We start from the raw sequence: 26,157 nt of genomic DNA, 5'->3' as shown, positions 1-26,157 counted from the left end.
GAGGATGACGATGAGACAGAACCAGGCGGAGTCGCGCCGCCAAAATGTCGCGAAGCGGTCGATGACCAAAGAGGCCAAGCAACTGGCCGGCCTGATTGCCGGCTTGCGCAAATCCCTCGACGGCATCCACAAGGAACGGGCGAGCACAAAGCTCAGCGGCGCCGACATGGGTATGCTCGACGAGCGCCGCAACAATCTGTTGCTCACCATTGCTGCCCTGGACGACCGCCTGTCGGCCGTGCAGGGTCTGATAGATCTGGGCCGGCCACATGTGATCCGCGTCCACTAAGCGGATTTCGGGCGCTATCGGTTCTGTCGCGGCGGCGATAGGCCGGAGCCCGGCTGGCGGCTCTGCCCCTGCGCGTCCGCAGGCGAGGCGACGAACAACTCACGGCAAGCAGAATCGCGTTCAGGTGCGGCACATCAGGAGGCGCCGACGGCTCGGAAGGAACCGGGTTCGGCGCACAATGCTGCCGCGGAGGGCACCAAATTGCCACGCTCCCGGCGAATTGCCGCCAAAGCCCGCTGCCACGACGAGAGCGGGTGCAGGGCGACGCAGGGGATGCGAATTGGCCTACAAAATGATCGCAGAACGCGACAATGAGAAGTACAGTTTTGCCCGCGAGAGCAGGTTGCTCATCGTGGCCAAGGCAAAGGTTTGGGCAAGTGAAGGGTGGCGGGTCGTCATCACCGATCATGACGGCAAGGCCTACGCGCCGCCGGAGTTCGATCAGTTGCTGGCGGCGTGATTGCAGGACGGGCCAGGGGACGACATTGAGATCGCTCATTCGACGGGGGTGCGAAGTTATCGCGCCTCTGGTGACCTTGGGGACCATTGCCGCGGTGCTGGTACCGCCGCTTGCCTCCGCGCAAAATCTCGACGCCGGCAAATCGCCCGAAAAGCTCTTCGCTGACGGTTGCACGACCTGCCATCGCAGCCCGAGGGGGCTCGCGAAAGGGCGCTACAGCCTGACGCTGTCCTGGTTCCTCCAGGACCATTATTCGGCCGGCCCCGACACCGCCAAGGCACTCGCAGCCTATCTGGTGTCGGTCGATACGCCGCCTGCCGCTGCTGCGGCGAAGCCAAAGCCATCCCGATCCAAGCCGCGTCCGCCGAAGCCTGCGCAGGGCCAGTAGTCGGCCGGTTACGCGCGCCGGTAGGTCTGCTCGATCAGGCGTTCATGCACGGCGCGCAAATCGGCATTCATACGGGTCTGTCCCGTCGTGACGAAGGACAGCCAGGCACCGTCGGCGGCGAGACGCAGGATCTGAAGCTCCGGCGCCGCATCGGTGCTGCGGTGGCGTTTCAGACGCGCCTTCATCCAGTCGTTCCACAATCTGCGCAGCGACGGATCGGTGACGACCACCATGCTCAGCGCCGCCCATGGCGTGGCAAAGCCGAAGGCTTTTCCAGTGAATACCGCACTCACATAGGCGCGCGTAAAGCTGCCGCGCGGCTTCGGATCCGCTTCGACGGCGGCGTCAATCTCGGCATCGACGCGGGCGAGCAGGTCAGCGAACAGGCCTTCGATCAGGGCCTGCTTGCTCCCGAAATGATGAAACAGCCCGCCCTTGGTGACGCCCGCTGCCGCCGCCACGGCTTGCACCGTGATGCCGGAGACACCGTGGTCCATGGCGATGGCTTCCGCGCAGTCGAGCAAGGCGCGCCGCACCTGCTCGGGTTGCTTGGCGCGGGTGTAGGCGCTCGCCGGCATCAGTGCGCCGTCGTCTGCGAGAACAGGTTGATGACCACGACGCCCGACACGATCCGGCCGATGCCGACGAAGGCCGCAGCGTCGAGCATCTGGCGGAACAGCACGAAGGAGACGGTGGCGGTCAGGATGATGCCGACCCCACCCCAGATCGCGTAGGCGATGCTCAAGGGAATGACCCGGATCGCGACCGACAGCGCGTAGAACGAGGCGACGTAGAACAGCACCATCGCCAGCGTCGGCCACGGCCGCGTGAATTGCGCGGATTGCTGCAAAAAGGCGGACGCCGTCACCTCGAGCACGATGGCGAGGGCAAGCGCTGCATAGGAGGTAAAGGCGGACGTCATGGGATGCTCGGGATATAACGAGAAAAGATACCGCGCGGTTGGTATGTTTAGCACGCGCAACATGGCTTTTGTCGGGAGCAGATATCACGTATCGGTGACGAGCCTGCGACAGCGCGGAACCTGTCGGCCGACAACATAAAGCCGCCGCACGGCGAAGCGTGCGGCGGCCCCGGGATAGCGCGATATGTTCGATGCGGTCCTAACTGATCCGCACCGAGAATTCGACATCGCCTGCGAAAGGCGTGGACATATAGCCGCTACCGGGCGCGCGCACGCGCGCCAAATAGTCGGGACTATCGTCGGCATTGTCGGCCACGATGATCGCGCCCGGAGGCAGACGCTCTTCGACCAGATCGAGGATTTCGGGATAGAGCGCCTTGGCGCCATCGAGCAGCACCAGATCGATCTGATCGGGCAGATCGACGCTGAGTGTCTTCAGCGCATCCCCTTCGCGGATTTCGACGAGATCGATCAGTCCGCCGGCCGAGAGGTTTTCGCGCGCCCGCGCCGCCTTGGTCGGCTCGAACTCGCTGGTGATGAGGCGGCCGCCACCATTGTCGCGCAAACCTGCGGCAAGGTGCAGGGTCGAGATTCCGAATGAGGTGCCGAACTCGACGATCGCCTTGGCGCGCGAGCTCCGCGTCAGCATGTAGAGCAGGTGACCGGTCTCGCGCGAGACCGCGAGCGGTGCGTCCTTCAGGCGGTGGTAGAGGTCGCGGTAATCGGTCTTGCTTTGCATCATCTTCGTGCGATCGGCGTCGGACAGGTCAGCCACGGCGGCACGAATGACGTCTCTTGCAGCTTCGTCCTCGCCGAACAGGCGATCCAGCAGCGGCGCAAGCGAGGTGATGGTCGGGATGGTCATGAGAGGTCTCCAGAGGTGCGGGCAAAACGCGTGCTTGCGTCGGAATTGAAATACGACTAATTCGTCGCATTTCCTATTCGCATTCCCTCAGGCGAGCCATGGCCGAACGTCGAAGCCGTTCAGTTTCCTCACGAAAACTGCCGCAGCAGGCTCGATCCAACGAGTTGGTGACGGCTATCCTGGGTGCGGCTGTTCAGGTTCTGGCGAAGGAAGGGGCGCAGCGTTTTACCACCGCGCGGGTTGCGGAGCGGGCCGGGGTGAGCGTCGGTTCGCTCTACCAATACTTTCCGAACAAGGCGGCGATCCTGTTTCGCCTGCAAAGCGACGAGTGGCGAAGCACGAGCGAGCTTCTGCGGGGCATTCTTGCAGACCGGACGAAGCCGCCGGCCGTACGGCTGCGGGCACTGGTCCACGCCTTCATCCGATCCGAATGCGAGGAAGCTGCGGTCCGAGGCGCGCTCAGCGATGCCGCACCGCTCTATCGCGATGCGCCCGAGGCGCAGGAGGCGCGGGCAGCGGGCGAGGGCATCGTTGCGGGCTTCATGCGCGAGGCGCTGCCGGAAGCCTCGGAGGCGACACGTGAGCTCGCCGGGGAGCTGATCAAGACGACGCTCGCCGAAGTCGGCAAGCGCTTCTCGGAGACGCCGCGCAGCGGAGCGGCGATCGTGCGTCATGCCGACGGGCTGGCCGACATGTTCTGCGCCTATCTTGATGAGCTTGCGCGACGCGGACGTCATTCCTGACATCTGCATTTGCGGCCCAATATCGTTTCGGAATCCGGAGTTTGATGGGGTAGCCTTGGATCGTCTTTCCTTCGGATCGAGCGCCGCGCCATGCATGTCCTTCGGCCCCAATTCCACATCGAGGAGCAGCGCGCGCTGGAGTTCGCACGCCGGCGCGGCTTCGGGGTGATCGTGGCGGCGGATGCAAACGGTCCGCGGGCCTCGCATGTGCCGTTCCTGCTAGCCGAGCGCGACGGGCGCACGATCGTGCAGGTGCATTTCACGGCAAGGAATCCGCTGGTCGAGCTTGCCGACGGCGCCAGGCGCTTCCTGCTGATCGTCTCGGGCGACGATGCGTACATCTCCAACGACTGGTACGCCTCGCGCGATAACGTCTCGACCTGGCTCTACGAGGCGGTGCACCTGTCGGGCGTAGCGCATCTGCGCGGGCACGATGAGAACCGGGGCCATGGCGATACGCTGCTCGCGGTTGCCGAGGCGCGGCTGCCCAAACAGCCCTGGGATCTCGCGCAGATGGAGCCGGGCAAACGCGAAAGCATGCTGGCGGCGATCCGCGTCGTCGATCTCGTGGTCGATCAGGTCGAGGGGCAGGCCAAGCTCAATCAGCACAAGAGCGACGCCGACCATGTCGCGGTCGCCGACCAACTGGCGCGGTCGGAGGAGAGCGGGCACCGTCGGCTGGCGCGGAAGATGCAGGCGTTGAGGCCGGGACTCGGCTACGACGTTTCGTGATCCGGGCCATGCTTGCCTTGCGCCACGTTTGAACCCACGGACCTCCGCATGCTCGTCATCTCCATTCAAAGCCAGGTGGTCCACGGCCATGTCGGCAACAGCGCGGCGGTCCACGCCATGCAGGCCGAGGGCGTGAACGTCGCCGCTGTGCCGACGACGCTGCTGTCGAACCATCCGCGCTACCCGACCTTGCGCGGGCGGGTGCTCGATGCCGAGCTGGTTGCCGATCTGCTGAGAGGCGTCGAGGAGCGGGACCTCGTCGATGAGGCCGCCGTGCTTGTCACCGGTTATCTCGGATCGCCCGACAACGCGGCCGTCATCGCCGATTTCGTCGAGCGTGCCCTGTCGCGCAATTCGAAGCTCGTCTATCTCTGCGACCCCGTGATCGGGGACGACGGCCGCGTCTATGTCGCAGACGGCATTTTAGACGTGCTCCGGCACCGGCTGCTGCCCGCCGCGCATCTGATCACGCCGAACCAGTTCGAGCTAGAGCTTCTCTCAGGCGTCAAGGTTGCGGACACGGACGGTCTGCGATCCGCCGCGGCTGCGATTGCGGAACAACGCCGGATCGATGTTGTCGCCACCGGCTGCACACTCGCCGACACGCCACCGGAACAGGTGGAAACGATTTTGTGTGCCAGCGGGCACTTGTCGCGCTTTGCGACCCCGCGCTTGCCGATCCGCCCCTATGGCACCGGCGATCTCCTGACCGGCCTGATCGCTGCGCATCTTGCCAAGGGTGCGGCAATCGAGGCGGCGGTGCGGCTCGCGGTCGAGACCATCTTTGCGGTGCTCGTTCGCACCGAGCAGGCGGGATCATCCGAGATGCGTCTCGTCCCGTTGCCCGCGTCAGGTACGTAAGACCTGAATCAGGTCGTTCGCTTCGTGGCTGACTGTGCAGACTTTTGCGGCTTTGCCGGGCTCTTCTGCTCACGCGCGGCCTGGGCCTTCGGTCGCTTGGCGCTGGCAACCGCGCGCGCCTTCTTCGATTTGGCGTTGGCGGCTTCCTTGCGGTCGGTGGCGACGCCGCGCTTCGAAATGTATTCCGCGCCGTCGACCGGGCCGACGTGCGGCGGATCGCGGCCGAGATAGGGCCGGCCGATGCCGAGCGCCTTGCCATTGGCATCGACCCATTTCCACAGCACTTCCGTCGAGGCCCAGCGTTGTGCGCGATTGTTACCCTGGGTGCTGACGATGTCGGCCGCCATGCCGTGACCATAACCGCCGCGAAGGCTGCCGCCGTGATAGGAGCGGTTGGAGGCTGCCTTCAGGCCGCTCGCAATCTCCTGGCGGTAGTCGTCGCGGAACGCGCTGGTGATTCCCGGTGACAGACCAGCGGCTTCCGCAGCGAGGAGCATGCGAAACAGCTTCCGCTTGAAGCTCTTGTCCATCCCGCCGATGACGTAGTCCATCAGCGGCATGTTGGCGTGCTCGGCCGCCTTCGGATCCTTCCAGGCAAAATCCTCATCGACGAGCTTCGTAAAGCTGCGCATCACCGTGACCTTCTTGCCCTTGCGCTTGACGGTGACGGCACGGCGGTCCTCGACCTTGATCGAGTCTTCCTTCGGCGTGCGCTGATAGAGCGCCCAGAGATAGCGGTCGATGCAGGCGTCCATCGCGAAGCATTCGTCGAGCACGGCCACGGTGTCGGCGGGCGGCGAGGCCTTGCTCTCGGCCACAGGCCCGCTCGCGATCGCGGCGGGCGACAGCGTCTCCGACGGCACGAAATCGCCGGGATCGGCGGAGGCAAGCCTGATGGTGGGCGCCTGCGTTGGCTCAGACTCGGCTGCGGGCTCAGTCTTGATGTCAGCCTTTGCCTCATCAGACTTGGCCTCAGCAGACTTGGTCTCATCAGCCTTGATCTCATCAGCCTTGGCTTCGCTTTCGACGGGCGCGGATTCAGCGGCCTCGCGCGCAACAGGCGCTGGTTCAGGCGCGATTTGCGGAGCGGGTGCGGCCGCGGGCACGATGTCGGTCGGATCGGCCGAGGCGATCTGGACAGTGGGAGCGGGTGCTTCGGGCGGCGAGGTTTCGATGATCGCCACGCTCGGCGTCGCGGCTGCAATATCGGCGGTCAAGGCGATGCCATCATCAATCGTCGCGGCGCGCGGGATGTCGGCAAGCTCGAGGCGGGTAAGATCTTTGGCGCGGGAGACGGCAGCAGCGTTGGCGCCGCTGTTCTCGATCAAAGCAGGGGCATAGGCGGAGAGGGAGAGCGCCAGCCAGCCGGCCATCACGGCCGAGGGGCACGAGACCGCCACAAGAAGAGACCGCCGATCATTCATGATCCCTGCCTCCAAGGTTCGTCAACGAACCAGATTGCACAGCCAAGCACGCGGCGCGTCAATTGTTCGGAGGACGATGTGGCGGTGCAATGGCACAAATCTCCCAAGATCGGCTTTTCGGGAGGGTGTTGCCGGAATGCAACTGCGGTTCTCGAACGGGAACATCGGGCAGAATCGGTCCTATTTGCTCATAAAATTGAACGAGTCGGATTTACTCAATCTTGGATTGCGGTGATGCATTACTTCCGTACCGGCAACGTCCGGTAGATTCTGGGAAGGACATGCTTGTGAAATTGAAATGCCTGTTGATTGAATTTGCGGCCGATGAATCCGGAGCCACCGCGATCGAATATGGCCTGATCGCGGCGGGAATCGCGCTCGCGATCATCGAAGTCATCTATGCCCTCGGCACCAACCTTGTCGCGAAGCTGCAATCGCTGGCGACTGCGTTGAAGTAAAGCAGCCACCGTCCCGTCATCGTGAGTGAACCAGCGGTTCTCCGCGCAGGCGGCGACCGCCGGTGCGGGCTTCGTCGGGGACAGGGAGCTCCAACAATCGCCATGCAAGGCGCGCGATATTGCGTTGCAGCAGCGCATGTCGCATTGCAACAAATCAGGCTTACATGGGCTCCGAACTACTCTTTGGAGCATCACCATGAACAAGAAGACTTTGTCGATCGCAGCCGCCGTCCTCGCTTTTGCGGGCTCGACTGCCACCTTCGCCGCCGAGCTGCCGGCCTATGAGGCCAACGGCATTCCGGCGTCGCCCATGCAGATCCGCGTGCTGGGCGCCGCCCATGTCGAGCAGCAGATCGATGCGCCCGCCACCAGTGTGACCGCGCTCCAGGCCAGCGTGCTGACGCCGCGCAAGGTGAAGACTGCGACCGTGGGCTCCGCCCGTTAAGACGGACGTCGAACGACGCCGGTGGCTCCGTGCCAGGCTGTTCACGACATCATGGCCGGGCTTGTCCCGGCCATTTTTTTGCGCGGTCGGTGCGTGTATCAGCCCCCGCGTCTTCTGAGCGACGACACGCGCCGGACTGCCCGCAGGCTCGATGGCGAACGGCCATAGAGCTCGGCGAAGGCGGCGTTGAAGCGGCGCAGGCTGCCGAAGCCCGACTGGAACGCGATGTCGGTCATGGTGTGTTCGCCGGCATCGAGCAGGCGCTTGGCGCGCTGGACACGAAGCGTCTTGGCAAGCTGTTGTGGTGTCGCGCCGACATGGCGCTCGAACAGCCGCGCCAGATGACGCGATGAGATGCCGAGCCGCGCTGCGAGCGTCACCACCGTATCCTCGTCGAGCGCACCCGCATTGATGAGCTTCACGGCGCGGGCAACGGTCGAGCGGGTGCCGTTCCAGGCCGGGCAGAACGGCGCGGTCTCGGGCCGGCAACGCAGGCACGGCCGAAATCCGGCCGCCTCGGCCGCGGCTGCGGTGGCGTAATAGGCGACGTTGCGCGTCAGCGGATGCTTGGCCGGGCAGACCGGACGGCAATAGATCCCCGTCGTTTTCACGGCGGTAAAGAAGCGGCCATCATAGCGGGGATCGCGGCGCAGCCGCGCGGCATTGCAGGTCTCGAAGCTCAGCATGGACGGATGATAGCGCATGCCGGCGCGGACGGAAGAGCCGCGGGATGACCGAGTCCGATTGTGGCGAGCCGCAGCGCGCATCGCGGCCTAGAACGCGGCCCTCACAGCAACGCAAGTCGAGGGAGCGCATCGTGACCGGTCCGAAGGACATCGTAATCAACGCCTGGAAAACCTTCTCGTCGCGCGATGCGGATCGCATCGCGGCGCTGTTCACTGACGATGCCGAGTGGATCGCGCCGAAAGGCAATGCCACGGCGGTCGCGCTCGATCACACCGACCACATGGTCGGGGGAAAGCAGATCGCGCGCTTCATCGCGCAGGAAATGCACAAGATGTTTTCCGGGATCGATATCGCCTTTCGCGGGATCCATGCCGACGGCGACACCGTGATCGTGGAAGAGCGGATGCGCGCCACGCTTCCGAGCGGCAAGCCTTATGAGAACGACTATTGCTTCGTGTTCACGCTGGCCGGCGATCGCATCCGCGAGGTGCGGGAATATATGGATACGCGCAAGGGATGGCGCATGGTGTTCGGCGAGGAAGTGTGATGCGCGGACCCCGCGTTGTCAGCTGCGTGCCAGCCCTGCAGCAGCGTGGGTTGAGCCGATCTGCACGCCGACATAAGGCTGGCTGATGGATCAGCGGACGAGCGGCGCTGACGCTCTCACTCACAGGAACGACAATACGCAGGCGCTGCTCGGCGTCGTCTGCGGGCTGTCGGCTGCGCTGTTCTGGGCGCTCGGCTTTGCCGGCACGCGGCATGGCCTGAAGGTCGGCTTCACGCCGGTCGATCTGCTGGTGCATCGCTACGTCTGGTCGGGCATCGCCTTCCTGCCGCTGGTGTTCCGCGCCGGCATCTCCGATCTGTGCGGCATCGGCTGGGCGAGGGGCCTTGCGCTGATGGTGCTCGGCGGACCTGTGATGTCGCTGATCTCCTACACCGGGTTCCTGTTCGTGCCGCTCGCCCATGGCAGCGTGATCCAGCCGTCCTGTGCGACGCTCGGCGGGCTGTTGCTGGCCGCACTGTTCCTGAAAGAGAAGGTCTCCGCCTCGCGACTCGCGGGCGCGATCGTCATCGTCGGCGGCCTCGGCGTGATCGGCGCGGAATCGATCGGCCATATCGGCATCGACGGCGTGCAGGGCGATCTGATCTTCGTGCTGACCGGCCTGATGTTCGCGGGCTTCGGTGCGCTGCTGCGCCACTGGCGGGTCTCGGCGGTGTCGGCTGCGCTCGTCATCAACGTGCTGTCGCTGCTGCTGCTGCCGATCTACGTCGCGACGGTCGGTCTCGCCCACATCGCGGCGATCGGCCTCACCGAGAACGCGATCCAGGCGCTGGCGCAGGGCGTGCTCGCAGGCCCCGCCGCGCTCTATCTGTTCGCGGTCTCGGTGCAGCGCCTCGGCGTCGCGCGCGCGGCGGTGTTTCCGGCCTGCGTGCCGGCGCTGACGCTGCTGACCGGATGGCTGCTGCTCGGCGAGCCGCCGACGTCGTTGCAGGCGGCAGGCCTCGTGACGGTGCTGTGCGGATTTTACCTGGCGCAGAGGCAGCGCTAGCGACAGCGCTCGCAGTCGCCCTCAGCGCTGCGTCAGATCCAGTCCTTCACCCGCGGGAAGCAGGCTTGCTTGCGCTGGCTCCAGACATAGTCCGGGCCGCCGCAGGGCGGGCGTGGACGGGTCGTCGCCGGGCATTCATTGCGGATACGCGCGCCGGTGCCCCAGCCGTCGACCACGCAGGCGCCCATGATGGTGGGATGGCAGCCGGGACCGCAGATGATATCGGCGTTGGCGGCCGACACCGCGCCGAGCAGAAGCGCCGGCGCCGCAAGGGCCAGCAGATATCGCGGAAGGTGCCTCATCACGCGCTCCTCCATCAGCCGAGCCTTGAGCCTCGCACGCCGTTGTGACGCGAGGTGGACGGCCGCTCCGCGACAGCCTAGCACCAAATCCCGCGGCCGAGAACGGTGGCGGGAGCAGGGCGCGGCCAGTGCTACGATCCGCCGCTCCGGACATCGCGACGGCGACGCTGGCGAGGTGGTAGATGAGGCCGAGCGCGACCAGGGAGCCGATGACGCCATGACCCTCCTGATCAACATCGACGTCCCCGATGTCGAGGCCGCCACCGCGTTCTACACCGCCGCGTTCGCCCTCACGGTCGGTCGCCGCTTCGGCCGTGATGTCGTCGAGCTGCTGGGCTGGCCGGCGCCGGTCTATCTGCTGACCAAGCAGGCCGGCACCGTGGGCGCCGGCCAGGACAGCCGCCGCTATGTCAGGCACTGGACGCCGGTGCATCTGGATGTCGTGGTCGACGATGTCGATGCCGCCGTCACGCGCGCGCTCGCCGCCGGCGCGGTGCTGGAGGCGCCGGCGCGCGATGCGCCCTATGGACGGATCGCGATGCTGGCCGATCCGTTCGGCCACGGCTTCTGCCTGCTGGCGTTCAGCGCGAAAGGATATGACGCGCTGCTGGACTCAAATACGTGAAAACAACCCCATGCACAGTAGAAGCGCCTGCGGAATTCAAAATTTCGGCGATCCCGAATATTTGTTGACCCGTCGGGCAAAACAGGCGCATGATGTCACAGTGGTCAGGTACGATGCTCACGCCCCGTCCATGAAGCGCGCCGTCCCGGACACCCGGATCGAGCTGCCTTTGGCCGCGCCGATCTCGGCACGGATCAGCGAGCGTGCGCCCATGTCCTCGCCCTGGACGATGTCGATGGCGCCGCCATGCGGCCAGCCGATGTCGCGCAAATAGCCTGCGAATGCTGCGGCCGCCGCGCCCGTGGCGGGATCCTCGACCACGCCGCCGGCGGCAAAGGCATTGCGCACATGAAACAGCCGCGGCGTCTCCGCTGCCACCAGCGCGATGGTGACGAGGCCTTCGCGCGCCATCAAGGCGCGGCCGCGCTCGAAATCGTAGGCCATGCGCGCGAGCGCCGCGCGCGACGTCAACGCCAGCAGGCCATGATCGGCGCCGCCATGAATTTTCGCCGGCGGCAGCTTTGGATCGAGATCGGAACTTGTGTAGCCGAACAGGTCGAGCAGCGCATCGCGCAAGCGACCATCGAGCGGCGCGCTGCGCGTCGGCGGCGACTGCAGCGCGGCGGCGATGGTGTTGCCGTCGCGCCGCCCGGAGACGGAAATGACGGACGCATTCAGATGCAGCTCAAAACTGCGATCGCCGAAGCGGTGCGCGAGCGCAGCGCCGAGCGCAATGGTGGCGTGGCCGCAGAACGGCACCTCCATCGCCGGCGAAAAATAGCGCACGCGCCAGGCCCCGCCTGCGGGCGCGGCAAAGGCGGTCTCGGAGAAGCCGACCTCAGCCGCGATCGCCTGCATCGTCGCGGCATCGGGAAGGGCATCGCCGATCCAGACCCCGGCGGGATTGCCGCCGGTGTTGCCGTCGGAGAAGGCTGCGATGCGGAGGACTGTCATGGGTGATCCTGGCGTGACGAGGGCTTCGCAAAGTTGGCCGGGCGGCGAGACCGCGGTTCCATACCTATATGGGAAAAGTCCCCCGACATAGGTGTGCAATGCCCGAAAAGCCTTCGAAATCCGCTGCTCCCATGGTCGTGCGCCCGCGCCGTGCGGCGCCCGTGCTGGTGTGCCGCAAGTGTCTCAAGCGCAGCGACGAGGGCCGCGCTGTCAGGCGTGCGCTGAAATCGGAACTGAAGGCGCACAAGCGCGACGGCACCAAGCCGGCAAAGCTGGTGATGACCGCATGCTTCGGCCTGTGCCCGAAAAAATCGATCGTGGTTGCGAGCGGCACGAGTCTGACGCGGCAGGAATATGTGCTGGTCGCCGAGAGCGATCAGGTGCCGCGCGCGCTCGCGCTGCTGAACGACGAGCGTGACGCGTGAATGGCGTCCCGCGCGCGGCCAAAGCCTATTTCTGCACCATGGTCTGTGCGCGGGATGAAGCCGGGGCGGGCTCCCAGGGCGCCGGAAGGATCACGCGGATCGGATGGGCCTGGCCGGCATGATCGGCCGTCGCGGCGGCGGGCCTCGCAGGCTGGTCTTGTGCGCCCTCGGCGGCGGCCACCGCGATGGACGCCAGGATCAAACTTGTCGCGATCACCAAAGCCCTCAAATCAAACACCGTCGTCTCCGTTCTCCACTGGAAGAGAGAACGGCCGAGTGGCCAAAAAGTTCAGGGCCATGCGATCGCGACCGATCTCCGGCTCGCGCGGCGGACCATCGTTCAAGAAGCGGTCATTGGGCCGCGATGCGGGCGAATTTCCTTGCCTTGCATTGCGACCTTGCGCACTCTTTGCGGAATGGAGGCCAACACATGAAAATCAAGACTGTCGCCTGTGCACTCGGAACGGCCCTGGTGCTGGCCGGCATCGGAATGTCAGGCGCCGAAGCGCGGACGCGAAAGGTCGTCGTCGTTCGCGCGCCGCAGGAGAGACTGATCGTCACGGCGCCCGTGCTCAGGCCGACGCCATGGGATTACAACGTCGTTCCGCGCTATCGCTATCGCCCCGAGGATGATCGCGTCGATCTCAACGGCCCGCCGTTCGTGCCCTCCTATGTGCGTTACGAGGGATGGCGCTGGCCGTATTGGTGGTAGCGATCGGCGTAGGATGGGTTTCGCTTCGCTTGACCCATCCTACGGCACCACCACACCAACCACGGTCAAGCCCCGCGCGCCAGGCGGGCTCACCAATCCGGATCGCCGTAATAAGGGCCGTCCATGTAGGGCGGAGGCATCCAGCGTTCTCGCGGCGGTCGGGGTCGCCGGGGCGGTGGGGCGTCCGGCACGTGCGGTCGCGCCCGCGCCGCTGCATCGTTGCTCACACTGCGCATAGCGGGCTTCGCGACTGCGGATGCCGAAGACGCCGGTGAAGCCGTCAGTTGCGTCTGCAGCGCCTGGACCTGCGCGGCGAGGCGCGCATTGTCCGCCGCATCCTTCTGCTGCGCCGCCTTGAGCTGTTGAATGGTGTCGGCCTGCTCACGCAGGGCCTGCGCGTTGCTGCTTTTCAACTGCTCGAGCTTGCCGTTGATGCTCGCAAGCTCGCTGGTGATGGACTTGAGCGATTGCGCGAGATCGGACGAGGACGGGTCGGGCGTCGTGGCGCCAGGCTTTGGGGCGCTTTCCGTGTCCTTGGCGACTTCCTTGACGACCGGCGCGGGCGGTGGGCTCGGCTCGCCCGCAGCAGCCAGCAGCACGGCCGGCGGTTGCGCCCGACTTTCCGTCGTGGACGCCGGCTGGGGTGTGCTCGCGGCCGGCGGCGCCAACCGCGCCATGATGGACTTGCTGAACGACTTGCCGATTGACTTGGCCTCATCGCGATATTGCGCAGCGAGGGCGCCACCGAGAACGCCGATCGCCAGCACGAGGCCGACCAGGACGCGCACCATGGTCCGATGTCCCTTCACGCCCTGATCGCGAACCCCGGCATTCAAAACCTCGGTAGCGGGCGGCGGCGCCTCGTTTCCGGATGTCACGGCTGTCGGGGCACCAGGCTCTGCGTGCGAGGCCGGCCGGGCCTCGCTGGCATGTTCCATTCCGGAAACCAGCCGGTCCAGCCGCGCCAGGTCTTGCTCCGCGCTCTTGATCCGGTCGTAGGCCCGCGCCAACCCGCCCTCGGCGCGCGCCTCGTCCGGCTTCGCATCAGGCTTGGCGACATCAGGCTTCGCGGCATCAGGGCTGGCGATATCAGGCTTGCCGATATCGGGCCTGGCCATCTCAGGGTTGGCGTCGTTCGTTTCAGGCACCGATGCGCTCTCCATCCGGACGGGCGTCAATGGGAGGCAGTCCGATCACGCGAAGGATAGGTCTCGCCGCTGCCCAACACAACGCGCGCGCGAAGGAAAAATTATGGCGGGCCGGGAACGGGTTGGAGCAGGGCGCTCGCCTCATCCCGAAGGTGAATGCCGAGCCGGCAAACATCGATCTCGACCGTGCCGCACGTCATCGGTTTCCGGACGGAGAGCGAGTTGCGGTCGATCGCAGATGCTGCCCGGGCCGATGGCCGCCCTCCGCCGCAAATCGCGATTGCCAAACACAGAGCGTTGGCGAACATTGACCTGATATCGACGGGGCATTCATTCGGCCCCGATCGACGCGATTTCAGAAGATAATGGAGCCGGTCATGACCCGTTCGAGCTTCCGGATTTTCTTGTCAGTTGTCGCAGTCATCGCCATTGCCTCGGTCAATCCCGCATCCGCGCAGATCGTGGCGCTCGGCCATAGCGCGGTGCACGGCAACGTCGCCGAGTCCGAGATGTGGCCGGCCGTGCTGGAGGGATTGCTGCGCGCCAGGGGGTCCCAGGTTCACGTCGCCAATGCCGGCGTCTGGGGCGAGACCACCGATGCGACACTGGCCCGGACGCCGAGCGCCGTCCCCAATGGGACCAGGCTCGTCATCCTCTGCGACAACCCGGGCAATGATGTCAGGCACAACATGAGCCCGGCCCAGGCCATGCAGAACATCGCGGCCATCAAGAGCCAGTTGAAGGCCCGCGGCATCCGCGTCGTCGACGTCTGGGGCACCTACATGTCGGTCTGGCGGCAGCCGGGCAGCGTCGGTCCCGACGGACGTCATCTCAGCGTCGAGGGCAACAGGAAGATGGCGGCGGCGGTGGTGGGGATGGTGAGGTAGGGCGGCTTTTGAATGCGGAAATGGTGGCGGATTGCGGTGAGGGTGCGCATGGTTGGCGCGGTCCGCTAAGCGTCGGAACTGTGGATCATCGGGCACGACGACGATAGCGTATCAATTTCATGCGTTGTCATCGTAATTCCCGAGCCCCATCAACTCAAAGATCGCAGTTTGCGATCGCTCCCAAGCTCGAGTGCTCCATCCCAGGTCTCTTGTGCAATCAGCGCGGGATCGCAATTCTCACGGCAGTCGAGCTTGGTAACGAAGATGTCCGTGGCGAGAAAGATGGATTGCCCTCCGTTAAGCTGCATCGGTATCGCCGCGCTGACCCCAAGAGGGCTAGCCTTGGGCGTGGCGCGTAGTTCGATCGATGTGCCGTCAGTCATCGTGATTGCGCAGCCGTGGATATTCGCAATCGCAAAGAGTTGCACTACTGCGTTCAGGGCAACCGCCGCTTCCATTTCCGATTTTCTGATCAGCCCGTTGCTTTTCAAAGTCTCCCAATAGTCGTCGCATAACCGCTCGCCGTCGAACGCGGCTTTGGCGACCCATCTGCTAACTAGCACATCGAAAAGTGTGACCTCCTCACGCGAAAGAGTAGTGGGTACAGAGTAGGTGCTATCAGCGTTTTTCACGAGCTTGCTCGCAAGCGCGGACGTTGCCTTGATCGCGGACGCTTTGCCCAACCCAGCCTCTCGCAAATACTTCTGTTCCAATCGCTGGACATTCGCTCGCAGGAATTCGGGCATGACGGAAGGAAGGTGTTTAGAATCCAACGGGCCTTGAGCCGCGGCCGCTGCGAAACGCGCGGTTGCGAACCAATCCCTGGTGGAGCGGGCTATGATCCCCTTTGTTCGCTCCGAGTGATGAGCCACGAAATCACCAATCTCTTGAACTGCCTCTCGACCATCGCATCGATCCCTTGCGTAGAGGAAAAGGCGTGACAGGTCATCAGCGCGAACATCGCCACTCAAGAGCCTGATGACACGCGCGCGCATCGCTAAATCCGCCAATCTTTTCCCCCTATCGTCGCTGCAAAGTCGGCGATTACGGTGACAGTGCACCAAATGGCGCCGTTCACAATCGCAAAACGAAGCCGCAGATCGGAGCTAGTGCCTTTAGTGCACTGCCACTGCAACCCGATCTACGCTACGCGCTGATCCGTCATTTTTCGGCAAAGAGGATGCTTCGGTAGATTTCGATGCATGTTTTCTCATGAGGGCCCCGCGCCAAGCCAGCGCGTAGGATGGGTTGAGCTTTCTGCGAAACCCATCATCGTCTTGGTTGCGGTCGATGGGTTTCGCTTCGCTCTACCCATCCTACGAGTTACTGCTCACGATCGATTATACGACGAACCAAATATTCGATGTATCCTTCGTCCGACGATTCATCGTAGCGAAGATATCGATCCGGAATCGATGGATTGTCTACCGGCTTTTTGGAGAACTCAGAAACGAGAGTGCTGTCGAGAAACGATACTTTGTCCGGCAAAAGAGATTCTATGCCCTCTCTATAATTGTATCCAATGTCGTCGGTTTTGAACCAGCTTCGTTGAGTGCCTTCGTGAACTAGCATCCAATTCGTTGATGCCTTTGCGTCCCGGATCTGCGGGACGAAGATGTTGTTCAGGTTCGCGGCTAGTAGCTTGCTGTCTGCCAACAGATAGCAAAGGCAGATAGAAAGCGGATTTTTGACCTCTTCCAACCAGGAAAATGAAGTTATCTTGAGATTGGCAACGTACATTGCACAGAGCATCCAGCAGACTTCGTGATCGTGACCTGCTGAGGCGTGCCGAGCGAGTTCATCATTCAGTGCTGCCTGCCACTCGGCTCTACTAAAGTCGCCCTTGGTAGATTGAACCATGAGTAGCGTTAGTGCGTAGTCTACGCAGTGAGGGAAATTGACTACAGAGCGCATTAAGTCGTGTTCAATGTCGGAAAATTTGATCAGCCCGGCCGCAATCTCTTTGTCGATGAGCCGAATGAGGAATTTCACCGCGCTGTCGGACCTGTTTTTCGAGGCGTAATGGAAGGTCCGATCGAACGCGCGGGCAATGACCTTCGCTCGGTTACCCGCGTTTGCCGCTAGGTACCCGTCTAGCTCGGAGGCCCAGTCATCATCATAAAACTCGCTGGCGTCGATGATTTCGGTCTTCTCGTCGTTTAGCGAGAGTTCAAATTCACGAAGTGCGGATGAGAGGCTAGCTAAGATGGTCTCAGCATCTGAAAGACTGGTGCATCCAATGTAGAAGTCGTCAATATTTCGGACATAGCCGACAGTTCTAGCCCCCGAAGTTTCGAGTACAATCGCATCAATGGCGGAGCCAATTATCTCTGCCGTCACCCTTGAAATGTCAGTTCCAATCGGAACTCCTATGGTTTGGCTGGACTGTCCCAGTCGCAGAGCCCAGTCCATATAGTTTCCGTAGAGTGTTGCATCGTTTGGGTCCGTGTTGGCCTTGGCAGCTTGCTTGCCATGCAAGGCCCATGGGATCGAGTGCGTATAGATTGATGGATAGAACTTTGCGATATCCGCCCGCACGATGTGTCGTGCTCGTGCAGATCTCCTCTTTGCTTCTCGCTGCACGGCCTCGAAAGACGCTGTTTGGATTGCTCGGCCGTTGTCGGAATCGCTCGATAGTGTGAGTTGTGTGGCTGTCGAATTTCGTTCGTTGCAGAACATAGCTATTTGACTCCAATGCGACGAGAGCCATCCGGATGCAAATGCTACTGAGATCGGGTGCATCAAATTGAAGATGCGTCTCGAATAGCCGCGCTTTGTGCAGCTGTAAGAGGTTCTATCGAATGATTGGGCCTTTTGGTCGACCTCGACACCGAGTTGGCAGCTACTTGCGAAGCCAACCGAAGTAAAGATTGGTGGAAGAACCTCGGGAAGGAAGCCGTAGCCGGCGAACTTCCAGAATGTTGGATAGTCGCCGATGCTCACTTTGACGGGCATGCGCCGCTCCACTGATTGCTCGCGTAGGTTGCCACATGATATTCTTCGATTAAAGAGACCGTGCGTGAAACATAAAAAGGGGGCGGCCCTTCGGACGCCCCCTGTCTTGAGTTCAGGTGAGGGATGATCCTTGCGCTCTACCGCCTCACGAACACCCCGTCGTGCTGCCGCAAGTATCGCACTTCATGCACGTCCCATTCCGCACCAGCGTGAAGTTGCCGCACTCGCTGCACATCTCGCCTTCATAGCCCTTGGCCTTGGCTTCCGCGCGGCGCTCGGCCTTGCTGGGAGCCGCAACCGTTGCGGCGCTGCCGGCCTTGCTCCACTGCAGTGCCTCGAGCTTCTCCGTGGGGGAGAGGTCGTGGCTGGCTTCCTGCTTCAGGGCGACGGCGCCTTCGATGGCGTCGCCGACGCGGGCCGAAGCACCATGCGCCAAGGCAGTGACCTTGCTGCCGCCTGACGGTGCGCTGTCATTGCCCTGGGCGATCGCGGCGCTGCCGCCGCGCATCACCACGAGGTTGTCGGTGCGGGAGCGGGTGAGGCCGCGCGAGACCAGCTTGGTCGCGTGATGGGTCTCGTCCGGCTCCTTGCCTTCCTCGACGCCCTTGCCGAGCGCGTCGAAATTCGACTCGGTCGGGTCGACATGGGCGAGATCGAAGCGCGACATGTAGCTCACCGCGAGCTCGCGGAAGACGTAGTCGAGGATCGAGGTCGCGTACTTGATGCTGTCGTTGCCCTGCACGGGGCCCGCCGGCTCGAAGCGGGTGAAGGTGAAGGCGTCGACATATTCGTCGAGCGGCACGCCGTATTGCAGACCGAGGGAGACCGCGATCGCAAAATTGTTGATGAAGGAGCGGAGCGCAGCACCTTCCTTGTGCATGTCGATGAAGATCTCGCCGAGACGGCCGTCGTCATATTCGCCGGTCCGGAGATAGACCTTGTGGCCGCCGACGACCGCCTTCTGGGTGTAGCCCTTGCGGCGATCCGGCATCTTCTCGCGCTCGCGCATCACGATGATGCGCTCGACCAGCTTCTCGACGATCTTTTCCGAGACCTGGGCGGCGCGCGCCGCCATCGGCTTCTCGTAGAGAGCCTCGACCGCATCATCCTCGTCCTCGTCATCGCTGATGAGCTGCGAGTTGAGCGGCTGCGAGAGCTTCGAGCCGTCGCGATAGAGCGCGTTGGCCTTCAGCGCCAGCTTCCACGACAGCATGTAGGCGGACTTGCAGTCCTCCACGGTGGCGTCGTTCGGCATGTTGATGGTCTTGGAGATCGCACCCGAGATGAAGGGCTGGGCTGCCGCCATCATGCGGATGTGGCTCTCGACCGACAGATAACGCTTGCCGATCTTGCCGCAGGGGTTGGCACAATCGAACACGGAGTAGTGCTCGGCCTTCAGGTGCGGGGCACCTTCCACCGTCATCGCGCCGCAGATGTGGACGTTGGCCGCCTCGATCTCGCGCTTGGTGAAGCCGACGGCCTGGAGCAGGTCGAAGCCGGGAGCAGCAATGGCTTCAGCGCCAATGCCGAGCTGGTCGCGAATGAAATCTTCGCCAAAGGTCCACTTGTTGAAGGCGAACTTGATGTCGAAGGCCGTCGGCAGCGCCTTTTCGACCTTGGCGATGGCTTCGTCCGTAAAGCCCTTGGCCTTCAGCGTCGAGGCGTTGATGCCGGGGGCGTTGGAGAGCGAGCCGTGGCCGACGGCGTAGGCCTCGATCTCCGCGATCTCGCTCTCGCGATAGCCGAGCGCGCGCAGCGCTGCGGGGACCGCGCGGTTGATGATCTTGAAGTAGCCGCCGCCGGCGAGCTTCTTGAACTTCACCAGCGCGAAATCAGGCTCGATGCCGGTGGTGTCGCAATCCATGACCAGGCCGATCGTGCCGGTCGGCGCGATGACGGTGGTCTGGGCGTTGCGATAGCCATGCTGTTCGCCCAATTCGAGCGCCGCATCCCAGGCCGCCTTGGCATGGGTGACGATGTCCTGCTGCGGGCACGAGGCGTGGTCGAGCGGCACCGGGTTGACGGAGAGCGCCTCGTAGCCGGAGGCCTCACCATGCGCGGCGCGGCGGTGGTTGCGGATGACGCGCAGCATGTGCGCGGCGTTCTTCTTATAGCCGGGGAAGGTGCCGAGCTCGGCCGCCATTTCCGCCGACGTCTTGTAGGTGATGCCGGTCATCACAGCGGTCAGCGCGCCGCAGAGCGCACGGCCTTCCTTCGAGTCGTAGGACAGGCCCATGGTCATCAGCAGGCCGCCGATATTGGCATAGCCGAGGCCGAGCGTGCGGAACTCGTAGGAGAGCTCGGCGATCGCGCGCGACGGGAACTGCGCCATCATCACGGAGATTTCGAGCACGATGGTCCAGAGCTGGCAGAGGTGCTCATAGCCCTTGACGTCGAACTGCTTGGTCTCGTTGTTGTAGAAGGTCAGCAGGTTGGCGGAGGCGAGGTTGCACGCCGTGTCGTCCAAGAACATGTATTCCGAGCACGGATTGGACGCGCGGATGTCGCCTGAGGACTTGCAGGTGTGCCAGTCGTTCATGGTGGTGTTGAAGTGCAGGCCCGGGTCGGCGGACGCCCAGGCGGCGTAGCCGATCTTTTCCCAGAGGTCGCGCGCCCTCAGCGTCTTCGTCACCTTTTTGGTGGTGCGGCCGACGAGATTCCAGTCGCCATCGGTCTCGACAGCGCGGAGGAAATCGTCCTTCAGCGAGACCGAGTTGTTGGAGTTCTGGCCGGAGACGGTGAGGTAGGCTTCGCTATCCCAGTCGGTGTCGTAGACGTCGAACTGGATGTCCTTGTAGCCCTGCTTGGCAAACTGGATGACGCGCTTGATGTAATTGTCAGGCACGAGGCTGCGGCGCGCGAGCTTGATCTCGCGGCGGAGGGCAGGGTTCTTCTCGGGATCGAAGCAATCGTCGCCCGAGCCTTCGCAGTTCACGCAGGCCTTCAGCACCAGCTTGAGGTGCTTCTGGTTGATCTTGGATCCGGTGACGAGAGCGGCGACCTTCTGCTCCTCCTTCACCTTCCAGTCGATATAGGTCTCGATGTCGGGGTGATCGACGTCGACGACGACCATCTTGGCGGCGCGGCGCGTGGTGCCGCCCGACTTGATCGCGCCGGCCGCGCGGTCGCCGATCTTGAGGAAGCTCATCAGGCCGGACGAGCGGCCGCCGCCGGAGAGGCGCTCGCCTTCGCCGCGCAGGCGCGAGAAGTTGGAGCCGGTGCCGGAGCCGTACTTGAACAGGCGGGCTTCGCGGACCCAGAGGTCCATGATGCCGCCCTCGTTGACGAGGTCGTCACCGACGCCCTGGATGAAGCAGGCGTGCGGCTGCGGGTGCTCGTAGGAGGACTTCGAGCGGGTCAGCTTGCCGGTGAAGGGGTCGACATAATAATGGCCCTGGCCGGGGCCGTCGATGCCGTAGGCCCAGTGCAGGCCGGTATTGAACCATTGCGGCGAGTTCGGCGCGACCATCTGCATGGCCAGCATGTAGCGGAGCTCGTCGTAGAAGGCCTGGGCGTCCTCGTCGGAGGAGAAGTACTTGCCCTTCCAGCCCCAATAGGTCCAGCAGCCGGCGAGGCGGTCGAACACCTGCTTGGCGCTGAGCTCGCTGACGAAGCGCTCTTTCTCGGGGAGCAGGCTGAGCGCCTCGGTGTCGGGCACGGAGCGCCACAGGAAGGAGGGGACGGATTCCTCCTCGACCTTTTTCAGGCGCGCGGCGACGCCCGCTTTACGGAAATATTTCTGGGCGAGCACGTCGGAGGCGACCTGCGACCATTCGGTCGGGACCTCGACGCCGTCCATCTTGAACACGACCGAGCCGTCGGGATTCCGGATCTCCGACGTGGTCAGGCGGAAATCGATTCCCGCGTAAGGTGACTGTCCTACCGTGGTGTGGCGCCGCTCAATCCGCATGGTCTTGCCCCGTCCTTATCTTTGACCCGACAGCCTCCGTTCAGGCGTCCGGTCGACATTTCATTTCGCGAGGGCTTGAAGGGCCTTCGCAGTTCAGCCGGTGGTCTCCGGCCCTGTTTTTCCCGGCGCTGGCGAGGTGCGAGCACCCCTCATCCGCCGGCATGTCCAGACACATCCGCCCCCAAGGGGATGAGCCCGACATGCGTTCAAACGCCCCACACCGTCACAACGTCTACCGATGCCGTCCGAGCCTGTGACCGGCCCGTTCTGGCGCCCCGAAAAGTCCGCGTCCCGCGGGCAGACAAGCCCTCATCCCGCGGCCTTCGTCTGGCTTGGCGGAGTGCAGTTTTGCGAGACCCTTTGGGGGAGTGCCGGCGGGACGCAAACTCACTCGCGCCGAACGGATCGAAAGCTAGGACTCTCCAAAGCGCCCGTCAAGAACTAGTGCGGGTTCCTGAATCAAATACTAAATATGGTGGATTGCGGGGGATAACAGGGGGCAAGCCCACACCTGTTGGTGAGCCAAGTATCGGTGAGTCCTCAGGGATTCCCAACCGAAAAAATTTGTATGTTGTGATGGTCCCGGCGCTTCATCCCGCTGTTCACAGGGCAGGTATATTTTTGCCCCGTGGGATTGCGTCAGCGGGACTCACGTAGTGGTACGGAAGAAGAGGGCAGGCATGCCCGCCGGGGCGGTGGTCGGCGCGCCGAATCCGGGCGAAGGTGACCTCTGACTTGCCGGACTGCCCACATGCTTGATTCGACCAAACCGGTGCTGCGGCCACGCATCGCCCCGGCCGGCCTGATGTTCCTCGCGATCACCTCGATCGGCTGGGGATTCAACTGGCCGGTGACCAAATTCCTGCTTTCCGAGCTGCCGCCGCTCACCCTGCGCGGCGTCACCGGCGTGCTCGGCGCCGTGCTGCTGGCTGCGCTCGCGATCCTCCGCCGGCAGAGCCTGAAGGTCGCGCCCGGGATCTGGCCGCGGCTGGTCACGGCCGCGATCCTCAACGTCACCGGCTGGATGGTGCTGATGGGGCTGGCGCTGCTCTGGCTGCCGGCGAGCGAGGCGGCGCTGATCGCCTACACCATGCCGGTCTGGGCCTCGCTGATCGCCTGGCCCGTGCTCGGCGAGCGGCCGACGCTGCTGCGCACGCTCGGCCTGCTGATGGCCTTTGCCGGGCTCGCCTCGATCATGGGCGGCAACGGCATTGCCGCGAGCGCCGAGAAGGCGCCGGGCATCATCATGGCGCTGTGTGGCGCGATCGGCTTTGCCGTCGGCACCGTGTTCTCGAAGAAATACCCGATCCATCTGCCGCCGATCACGGCCGCCGCCTGGCAGATCGGCATCGGCTGCCTGCCGATCTCGATCATCGGCCTGCTGATCGAGACCTCGCATCTGGACAGGGTGACGCCAACAGGCTGGTGGCTGCTGGTCTATTCGACCGTGGTGCAGTTCTGCATCGCCTATGTCAGCTGGTTTGCCGCGCTGGCGCGCCTGCCGGCCTCCGTGGCCGCGATCGGGACCATGGCCGTGCCCGTCATCGGCGTCGTCGCGTCTGCGCTCGCGCTGGGCGAGCCGCTGGGGCCGGGGCAGATCGCCTCGCTGATCTTCACGCTCGCAGCCGTGGTGCTGGCGACGCGCTAGCCGCCACCATTCAGCGCCCGCCGGATCATCTCGGCGAGCTGGTTGCGGCGATAGGGTTTGGTCAGCAGCATCACGCCGTCGTCGAGCTTGCCGTGATGGACGATGGCGTTGTCGGTGTAGCCGGAGGTGTAGAGCACCTTCAGGCCCGGCCGGCGCTTCGCAATCTCGTCGGCGAGCTCGCGTCCGCTCATGCCGCCGGGGATGACGATGTCGGTGAACAGCAGGTCGAAGGCCTGGCCGGCCTCGATCATCTGCAGCGCGGCATGGCCGTCGCCGGCGGAGACCGTCTTGTAGCCAAGGCTCTCGAGCTGGGCGGTGACGAAGTTGCGCACCAGATTGTCGTCCTCGACCACGAAGATGGTCTCGGCGCCGCCTTCGGCCTGCGGCGCGATCGAATTGGCCGCTTCCGCCACGCCCTGGCCCGGCGGCAGATAGAGCTTGATCGTGGTGCCGTGGCCTTCCTCGCTGTAGATCTTGATGTGGCCGCCGGACTGCTTGACGAAGCCGTAGACCATGGAGAGGCCGAGGCCGGACCCCTTGCCGACCTCCTTGGTGGTGAAGAATGGCTCGAACGCCTTGTCCTGCACGCTCTGCGGCATGCCGGTGCCGGTGTCGCTGACGGCGAACATCACGTAGGCGCCAGGCCGCACGTCGGGATTGGCCTGCGCATAGGCCTCGTCCAGCACGACACGATGGGTCTCGAGCAGGAGCTTGCCGCCGTTCGGCATGGCGTCGCGGGCGTTGATCGCCATGTTGAGCACGGCATTGGTGAGCCGGGACGGATCGATATGCGAGGTCATCGGTCCCTGTTGCAGGGCCGTCTCGATCTGGATCTGCTCGCCGAGGGTGGGGCGCAGCAGCTTGGCGATGTCGGCGATGGCGGCGTTGATCTCGACGTCGCGCGGCTGCAGCGGCTGTTTTCGCGCGAACGCCAGCAGGTGCTGGATCAGTTCTGCGCAGCGCTCGGCAGCATCGTCGATCAGGCGCGCGGTGCGCTGCAGCTCGGGCTGCTCCTTCAGGCTCGCCACCAGCGTCTCGGTATTGCCCGAGATCACGGTCAGCATGTTGTTGAAGTCGTGCGCGACGCCGCCGGTCAATTTGCCGATCGCGTCGAGCTTTTGCGACTGGTGCAGCTGCCGCTCGGTTTCGCGCGAGGCGGTCGCGTCGTGATAGACCAGCACGGCGCCGGAGATGTTGCCTTGCCCGTCGCGCATCGGCCGGCCGCTGACCATCAGATGACGCACATTGTTGCCGCTGTGCGGGCGGACGATCATCTCGAGGTTTTCGAACTCGTCGCCGCGCAGCACGCGCACGGACGGCAGCTCGTCGGACCCGAGCGGCGTGACACCGTCGCCGTGGAAGACGTCGGACAGCGCCCGCAGATTGCGCAGGTTCATGCCGGCGCGGTGCAGCAGCATGCGCTCCGCAGCCGGATTGGACAGCAGGACGTTGCCGTCGCTGTCGATCACCAGCACCGCCTCCGCCATGCTGCGGAACGTGCTCTGGAGCACGTTGACCGACAGGCGCAGCTCGTCATGCGCGTCGACGAGATGCACGGTCCGCTCGGCAACGGCCGCCTCGAGCTGCTGGTTGGCCGCCGTGGTCTCCAGCAGCGTGCTCTTGAGCGCGACCTCGGTGCGCCGGCTTTCGCGCATCATCATCACGACCAGCAGCAGGATCACAAGCGCGCCGGCAAGGTCGATGCCGAGCAGCACGATGCCGGTGCGGCGCGAATCCTGCGATCGCGCGTTGAGCAAGCGTTCTTCCCCCGAACTCAGGCGGTCGAGATTGCCCATCACCGTGTCCATCAGGCCGCGGCCTTCGGCCTTGCCATTGAGCGCGGCGATGCCGTCGCCGTCATTGGCGGTGCGCAGGCGCATCGCCTCTGCGGCAATGTCGATCCGGCGGAGCACCAGCGGCTCGGTGGCCTCGAGCAGGGTGACCTGATCGGGATTGTCGCGCATGCTGCGCTTGAGGTCGGCGAGGGCAGGCGCGATCTGGGCGTGCACCGACTGGAACTCGTCGTTGAAGCTCGCACTCCGGTAGATCTCGTAGCCGCGCGCGGCGCTTTCGGCCTGGCGGATCAGCACGCGCAGATCCGAGATCTTCTTCAGCACCTCGACGGTGTGGTTGAGCCAAGCGGTGTCCGACCGCGACTTGACGTCGAGACCGATCGAGGCGGCGGTGATGAGCAGGAGAACGGCAAGTCCAGCACCGAGAATGACGCGCTGCGAGGGGATCAAGGGGCCTCTTTCTGGTCCTTCGGCGGCGCGTGCTCGCCGAGGCATTCCCGGATCGTCGTCAGCAGCGTCTCTGGCGTGAACGGTTTGCGCAGGCAGCGCGCCGCACCGAGTTCCAGCGCCATGCGCAGGAAGTCCGGAGAGGGCGAAGCGGACGAGGCGAAGGCGTAGCCCGACATCGCGATCAGCGGGATCGTCGGTGCGCGCTCGTGAAAAATGCGGATGGATTCAAAGCCGCGCATATGCGGCATGAAGATATCGACCAGCATCACATCGAACGTCTGCGCTTCCAGCGCAGCAAGCCCGGTTTCGCCGCCGTCAGTCAACGTGACGTCGAAGCCCTGTCTCAGGAGGAGGACCTCGATAGTCGCGCCGACCATCGGATCGTCGTCTACCACGAGAATACGCGGCATGACTTTTCCCAGTAGATCGAAGTCCCCATACTGAGTGCTGATATAGGCGAATCGTGCGCTGGGTCAATTTGGGATTGGGTCGCGATAGATATGCACGGCGGAATGCATAGC

The 26,157-nt window shown here is 64.0% G+C and carries 29 protein-coding genes; 15 read left to right on the top strand and 14 right to left on the bottom strand.

Annotated elements, in window-relative coordinates; genetic code table 11:
• The first annotated feature begins 10 nt into the window (after positions 1-10).
• The 3 genes from JQ631_RS11625 to JQ631_RS11615 all read left to right on the top strand — a co-directional run bounded on the left by JQ631_RS11625 (position 11) and on the right by JQ631_RS11615 (position 1,137).
• Entirely contained in the window at positions 11-289 is a 279-nt protein-coding gene (locus JQ631_RS11625; protein ID WP_212326311.1) for a hypothetical protein, read from the top strand.
• Positions 290-569: 280 nt separating this feature from the next.
• On the top strand, positions 570-749 hold the full coding sequence (locus tag JQ631_RS11620; protein ID WP_212328662.1) for a hypothetical protein: 180 nt from the start codon (positions 570-572) through the stop codon (positions 747-749).
• A gap of 70 nt (positions 750-819) precedes the next feature.
• Entirely contained in the window at positions 820-1,137 is a 318-nt protein-coding gene (locus JQ631_RS11615; protein ID WP_433995505.1) for a hypothetical protein, read from the top strand.
• Positions 1,138-1,145: 8 nt separating this feature from the next.
• Here JQ631_RS11615 and JQ631_RS11610 read toward each other — a convergent pair whose 3' ends face one another.
• From JQ631_RS11610 to JQ631_RS11600, 3 genes are all read right to left on the bottom strand, one after another.
• A complete protein-coding gene (locus JQ631_RS11610; protein WP_212326309.1) occupies positions 1,146-1,715 on the bottom strand; it encodes a TetR/AcrR family transcriptional regulator in 570 nt (189 codons plus the stop codon).
• Entirely contained in the window at positions 1,715-2,059 is a 345-nt protein-coding gene (locus tag JQ631_RS11605; RefSeq protein ID WP_212326307.1) for a DMT family transporter, read from the bottom strand. The genes JQ631_RS11610 and JQ631_RS11605 overlap by 1 nt, the downstream gene beginning before the upstream one ends.
• A 199-nt stretch (positions 2,060-2,258) precedes the next feature.
• The gene (locus tag JQ631_RS11600; protein ID WP_212326305.1) at positions 2,259-2,924 is read right to left on the bottom strand and encodes an O-methyltransferase; all 666 of its coding nucleotides are present in this window, start codon (positions 2,922-2,924) and stop codon (positions 2,259-2,261) included.
• A 98-nt stretch (positions 2,925-3,022) separates the two neighbouring features.
• Between JQ631_RS11600 and JQ631_RS11595 the strand changes: the two genes are divergently transcribed.
• The 3 genes from JQ631_RS11595 (at position 3,023) to pdxY (ending at position 5,260) form a co-directional block, all read left to right on the top strand.
• Complete coding sequence (locus JQ631_RS11595; RefSeq protein ID WP_212326303.1) at positions 3,023-3,667, top strand: TetR/AcrR family transcriptional regulator; 645 nt, start codon at positions 3,023-3,025, stop codon at positions 3,665-3,667.
• 90 nt (positions 3,668-3,757) lie between these two features.
• On the top strand, positions 3,758-4,399 hold the full coding sequence (locus JQ631_RS11590) for an FMN-binding negative transcriptional regulator (RefSeq protein WP_212326301.1): 642 nt from the start codon (positions 3,758-3,760) through the stop codon (positions 4,397-4,399).
• 48 nt (positions 4,400-4,447) lie between these two features.
• Positions 4,448-5,260 carry a pyridoxal kinase gene (gene pdxY / locus JQ631_RS11585; RefSeq protein WP_212326299.1) on the top strand — a complete coding sequence of 271 codons (813 nt, stop codon included), beginning with the start codon at positions 4,448-4,450 and terminating at the stop codon, positions 5,258-5,260.
• An 8-nt stretch (positions 5,261-5,268) separates the two neighbouring features.
• Here the strand turns inward: pdxY and JQ631_RS11580 are convergent, their stop codons facing one another.
• Positions 5,269-6,684, bottom strand: a complete 1,416-nt coding sequence (locus JQ631_RS11580) for a hypothetical protein (protein WP_212326297.1) — start codon at positions 6,682-6,684, stop codon at positions 5,269-5,271.
• A 293-nt stretch (positions 6,685-6,977) separates the two neighbouring features.
• Here JQ631_RS11580 and JQ631_RS11575 point away from each other — a divergent pair, with 293 nt between their 5' ends.
• Together JQ631_RS11575 and JQ631_RS11570 are read left to right on the top strand one after the other, a co-directional pair.
• Positions 6,978-7,142: a Flp family type IVb pilin gene (locus tag JQ631_RS11575; protein WP_212328575.1), complete on the top strand. Its 165-nt coding sequence runs from the start codon at positions 6,978-6,980 to the stop codon at positions 7,140-7,142.
• 196 nt (positions 7,143-7,338) lie between these two features.
• Positions 7,339-7,587 (top strand): hypothetical protein, encoded by a 249-nt coding sequence (locus tag JQ631_RS11570; protein WP_212326295.1) that lies wholly within the window; start codon positions 7,339-7,341, stop codon positions 7,585-7,587.
• 98 nt (positions 7,588-7,685) lie between these two features.
• On the opposite strand, the gene JQ631_RS11565 is transcribed toward JQ631_RS11570, so the two are convergent.
• A complete protein-coding gene (locus JQ631_RS11565; RefSeq protein ID WP_249160259.1) occupies positions 7,686-8,291 on the bottom strand; it encodes a bifunctional transcriptional activator/DNA repair enzyme AdaA in 606 nt (201 codons plus the stop codon).
• A 113-nt stretch (positions 8,292-8,404) separates the two neighbouring features.
• Here JQ631_RS11565 and JQ631_RS11560 point away from each other — a divergent pair, with 113 nt between their 5' ends.
• Both JQ631_RS11560 and JQ631_RS11555 read left to right on the top strand, forming a co-directional pair.
• Positions 8,405-8,821 carry a nuclear transport factor 2 family protein gene (locus JQ631_RS11560; protein WP_349644972.1) on the top strand — a complete coding sequence of 139 codons (417 nt, stop codon included), beginning with the start codon at positions 8,405-8,407 and terminating at the stop codon, positions 8,819-8,821.
• Positions 8,822-8,906: 85 nt separating this feature from the next.
• Positions 8,907-9,827, top strand: coding sequence for a DMT family transporter (locus JQ631_RS11555; protein WP_212326292.1), 921 nt, complete (start codon positions 8,907-8,909; stop codon positions 9,825-9,827).
• Between the two features lie 32 nt (positions 9,828-9,859).
• On the opposite strand, the gene JQ631_RS11550 is transcribed toward JQ631_RS11555, so the two are convergent.
• The gene (locus tag JQ631_RS11550; protein WP_212326290.1) at positions 9,860-10,129 is read right to left on the bottom strand and encodes a hypothetical protein; all 270 of its coding nucleotides are present in this window, start codon (positions 10,127-10,129) and stop codon (positions 9,860-9,862) included.
• 217 nt (positions 10,130-10,346) lie between these two features.
• Here JQ631_RS11550 and JQ631_RS11545 point away from each other — a divergent pair, with 217 nt between their 5' ends.
• Positions 10,347-10,754 carry a VOC family protein gene (locus JQ631_RS11545; RefSeq protein WP_212326288.1) on the top strand — a complete coding sequence of 136 codons (408 nt, stop codon included), beginning with the start codon at positions 10,347-10,349 and terminating at the stop codon, positions 10,752-10,754.
• A gap of 117 nt (positions 10,755-10,871) precedes the next feature.
• Here the strand turns inward: JQ631_RS11545 and JQ631_RS11540 are convergent, their stop codons facing one another.
• The gene (locus JQ631_RS11540) at positions 10,872-11,708 is read right to left on the bottom strand and encodes a PhzF family phenazine biosynthesis protein (RefSeq protein ID WP_212326286.1); all 837 of its coding nucleotides are present in this window, start codon (positions 11,706-11,708) and stop codon (positions 10,872-10,874) included.
• A gap of 98 nt (positions 11,709-11,806) precedes the next feature.
• Here JQ631_RS11540 and JQ631_RS11535 point away from each other — a divergent pair, with 98 nt between their 5' ends.
• Positions 11,807-12,133, top strand: a complete 327-nt coding sequence (locus JQ631_RS11535) for a hypothetical protein (protein WP_212326284.1) — start codon at positions 11,807-11,809, stop codon at positions 12,131-12,133.
• A 25-nt stretch (positions 12,134-12,158) separates the two neighbouring features.
• Here JQ631_RS11535 and JQ631_RS11530 read toward each other — a convergent pair whose 3' ends face one another.
• On the bottom strand, positions 12,159-12,371 hold the full coding sequence (locus JQ631_RS11530; protein WP_212326282.1) for a hypothetical protein: 213 nt from the start codon (positions 12,369-12,371) through the stop codon (positions 12,159-12,161).
• A 192-nt stretch (positions 12,372-12,563) separates the two neighbouring features.
• Here JQ631_RS11530 and JQ631_RS11525 point away from each other — a divergent pair, with 192 nt between their 5' ends.
• Positions 12,564-12,845: a hypothetical protein gene (locus JQ631_RS11525; protein WP_212326281.1), complete on the top strand. Its 282-nt coding sequence runs from the start codon at positions 12,564-12,566 to the stop codon at positions 12,843-12,845.
• Between the two features lie 89 nt (positions 12,846-12,934).
• On the opposite strand, the gene JQ631_RS11520 is transcribed toward JQ631_RS11525, so the two are convergent.
• Entirely contained in the window at positions 12,935-13,993 is a 1,059-nt protein-coding gene (locus JQ631_RS11520) for a hypothetical protein (RefSeq protein ID WP_349644971.1), read from the bottom strand.
• Positions 13,994-14,370: 377 nt separating this feature from the next.
• On the opposite strand from JQ631_RS11520, the gene JQ631_RS11515 reads away from it, so the two are divergent.
• Positions 14,371-14,880 carry a GDSL-type esterase/lipase family protein gene (locus tag JQ631_RS11515; protein WP_212326279.1) on the top strand — a complete coding sequence of 170 codons (510 nt, stop codon included), beginning with the start codon at positions 14,371-14,373 and terminating at the stop codon, positions 14,878-14,880.
• Positions 14,881-15,029: 149 nt separating this feature from the next.
• On the opposite strand, the gene JQ631_RS11510 is transcribed toward JQ631_RS11515, so the two are convergent.
• From JQ631_RS11510 to JQ631_RS11500, 3 genes are all read right to left on the bottom strand, one after another.
• Entirely contained in the window at positions 15,030-15,875 is an 846-nt protein-coding gene (locus JQ631_RS11510) for a hypothetical protein (RefSeq protein WP_212326278.1), read from the bottom strand.
• 328 nt (positions 15,876-16,203) lie between these two features.
• A complete protein-coding gene (locus JQ631_RS11505) occupies positions 16,204-17,835 on the bottom strand; it encodes an RNA-directed DNA polymerase (protein WP_212326277.1) in 1,632 nt (543 codons plus the stop codon).
• Positions 17,836-17,980: 145 nt separating this feature from the next.
• The gene (locus JQ631_RS11500; protein ID WP_212326276.1) at positions 17,981-21,745 is read right to left on the bottom strand and encodes a vitamin B12-dependent ribonucleotide reductase; all 3,765 of its coding nucleotides are present in this window, start codon (positions 21,743-21,745) and stop codon (positions 17,981-17,983) included.
• Positions 21,746-22,496: 751 nt separating this feature from the next.
• Between JQ631_RS11500 and JQ631_RS11495 the strand changes: the two genes are divergently transcribed.
• A complete protein-coding gene (locus JQ631_RS11495) occupies positions 22,497-23,393 on the top strand; it encodes a DMT family transporter (protein ID WP_212326274.1) in 897 nt (298 codons plus the stop codon).
• On the opposite strand, the gene JQ631_RS11490 is transcribed toward JQ631_RS11495, so the two are convergent.
• Together JQ631_RS11490 and JQ631_RS11485 are read right to left on the bottom strand one after the other, a co-directional pair.
• A complete protein-coding gene (locus JQ631_RS11490) occupies positions 23,390-25,636 on the bottom strand; it encodes a CHASE3 domain-containing protein (RefSeq protein WP_212326272.1) in 2,247 nt (748 codons plus the stop codon). The genes JQ631_RS11495 and JQ631_RS11490 overlap by 4 nt on opposite strands.
• Positions 25,633-26,046, bottom strand: a complete 414-nt coding sequence (locus JQ631_RS11485) for a response regulator (protein ID WP_212326271.1) — start codon at positions 26,044-26,046, stop codon at positions 25,633-25,635. The genes JQ631_RS11490 and JQ631_RS11485 overlap by 4 nt, the downstream gene beginning before the upstream one ends.
• Positions 26,047-26,157 lie beyond the last annotated feature (111 nt).

Origin of the sequence: Bradyrhizobium manausense (genome assembly GCF_018131105.1) — a bacterium.
GTDB lineage: Bacteria > Pseudomonadota > Alphaproteobacteria > Rhizobiales > Xanthobacteraceae > Bradyrhizobium > Bradyrhizobium manausense_B.
Note: the sequence above shows the minus strand (reverse complement) of the source record. Positions and strands in the feature narration are given on the sequence as shown.

Excerpts from the sequence above, each read along its gene's own strand:
- JQ631_RS11625 (WP_212326311.1), top strand. The coding sequence starts at position 11 with ATGAGACAGAACCAGGCGGAGTCGCGCCGCCAAAATGTCGCGAAGCGG.
- JQ631_RS11610 (WP_212326309.1), bottom strand. The coding sequence starts at position 1,715 with ATGCCGGCGAGCGCCTACACCCGCGCCAAGCAACCCGAGCAGGTGCGG.
- JQ631_RS11605 (WP_212326307.1), bottom strand. The coding sequence starts at position 2,059 with ATGACGTCCGCCTTTACCTCCTATGCAGCGCTTGCCCTCGCCATCGTG.
- JQ631_RS11600 (WP_212326305.1), bottom strand. The coding sequence starts at position 2,924 with ATGACCATCCCGACCATCACCTCGCTTGCGCCGCTGCTGGATCGCCTG.
- JQ631_RS11595 (WP_212326303.1), top strand. The coding sequence starts at position 3,023 with ATGGCCGAACGTCGAAGCCGTTCAGTTTCCTCACGAAAACTGCCGCAG.
- JQ631_RS11590 (WP_212326301.1), top strand. The coding sequence starts at position 3,758 with ATGCATGTCCTTCGGCCCCAATTCCACATCGAGGAGCAGCGCGCGCTG.
- pdxY (WP_212326299.1), top strand. The coding sequence starts at position 4,448 with ATGCTCGTCATCTCCATTCAAAGCCAGGTGGTCCACGGCCATGTCGGC.
- JQ631_RS11580 (WP_212326297.1), bottom strand. The coding sequence starts at position 6,684 with ATGAATGATCGGCGGTCTCTTCTTGTGGCGGTCTCGTGCCCCTCGGCC.
- JQ631_RS11570 (WP_212326295.1), top strand. The coding sequence starts at position 7,339 with ATGAACAAGAAGACTTTGTCGATCGCAGCCGCCGTCCTCGCTTTTGCG.
- JQ631_RS11565 (WP_249160259.1), bottom strand. The coding sequence starts at position 8,291 with ATGCGCTATCATCCGTCCATGCTGAGCTTCGAGACCTGCAATGCCGCG.
- JQ631_RS11555 (WP_212326292.1), top strand. The coding sequence starts at position 8,907 with ATGGATCAGCGGACGAGCGGCGCTGACGCTCTCACTCACAGGAACGAC.
- JQ631_RS11550 (WP_212326290.1), bottom strand. The coding sequence starts at position 10,129 with ATGAGGCACCTTCCGCGATATCTGCTGGCCCTTGCGGCGCCGGCGCTT.
- JQ631_RS11545 (WP_212326288.1), top strand. The coding sequence starts at position 10,347 with ATGACCCTCCTGATCAACATCGACGTCCCCGATGTCGAGGCCGCCACC.
- JQ631_RS11540 (WP_212326286.1), bottom strand. The coding sequence starts at position 11,708 with ATGACAGTCCTCCGCATCGCAGCCTTCTCCGACGGCAACACCGGCGGC.
- JQ631_RS11535 (WP_212326284.1), top strand. The coding sequence starts at position 11,807 with ATGCCCGAAAAGCCTTCGAAATCCGCTGCTCCCATGGTCGTGCGCCCG.
- JQ631_RS11525 (WP_212326281.1), top strand. The coding sequence starts at position 12,564 with ATGAAAATCAAGACTGTCGCCTGTGCACTCGGAACGGCCCTGGTGCTG.
- JQ631_RS11515 (WP_212326279.1), top strand. The coding sequence starts at position 14,371 with ATGACCCGTTCGAGCTTCCGGATTTTCTTGTCAGTTGTCGCAGTCATC.
- JQ631_RS11510 (WP_212326278.1), bottom strand. The coding sequence starts at position 15,875 with ATGCGCGCGCGTGTCATCAGGCTCTTGAGTGGCGATGTTCGCGCTGAT.
- JQ631_RS11505 (WP_212326277.1), bottom strand. The coding sequence starts at position 17,835 with ATGCCCGTCAAAGTGAGCATCGGCGACTATCCAACATTCTGGAAGTTC.
- JQ631_RS11500 (WP_212326276.1), bottom strand. The coding sequence starts at position 21,745 with ATGCGGATTGAGCGGCGCCACACCACGGTAGGACAGTCACCTTACGCG.
- JQ631_RS11495 (WP_212326274.1), top strand. The coding sequence starts at position 22,497 with ATGCTTGATTCGACCAAACCGGTGCTGCGGCCACGCATCGCCCCGGCC.
- JQ631_RS11485 (WP_212326271.1), bottom strand. The coding sequence starts at position 26,046 with ATGCCGCGTATTCTCGTGGTAGACGACGATCCGATGGTCGGCGCGACT.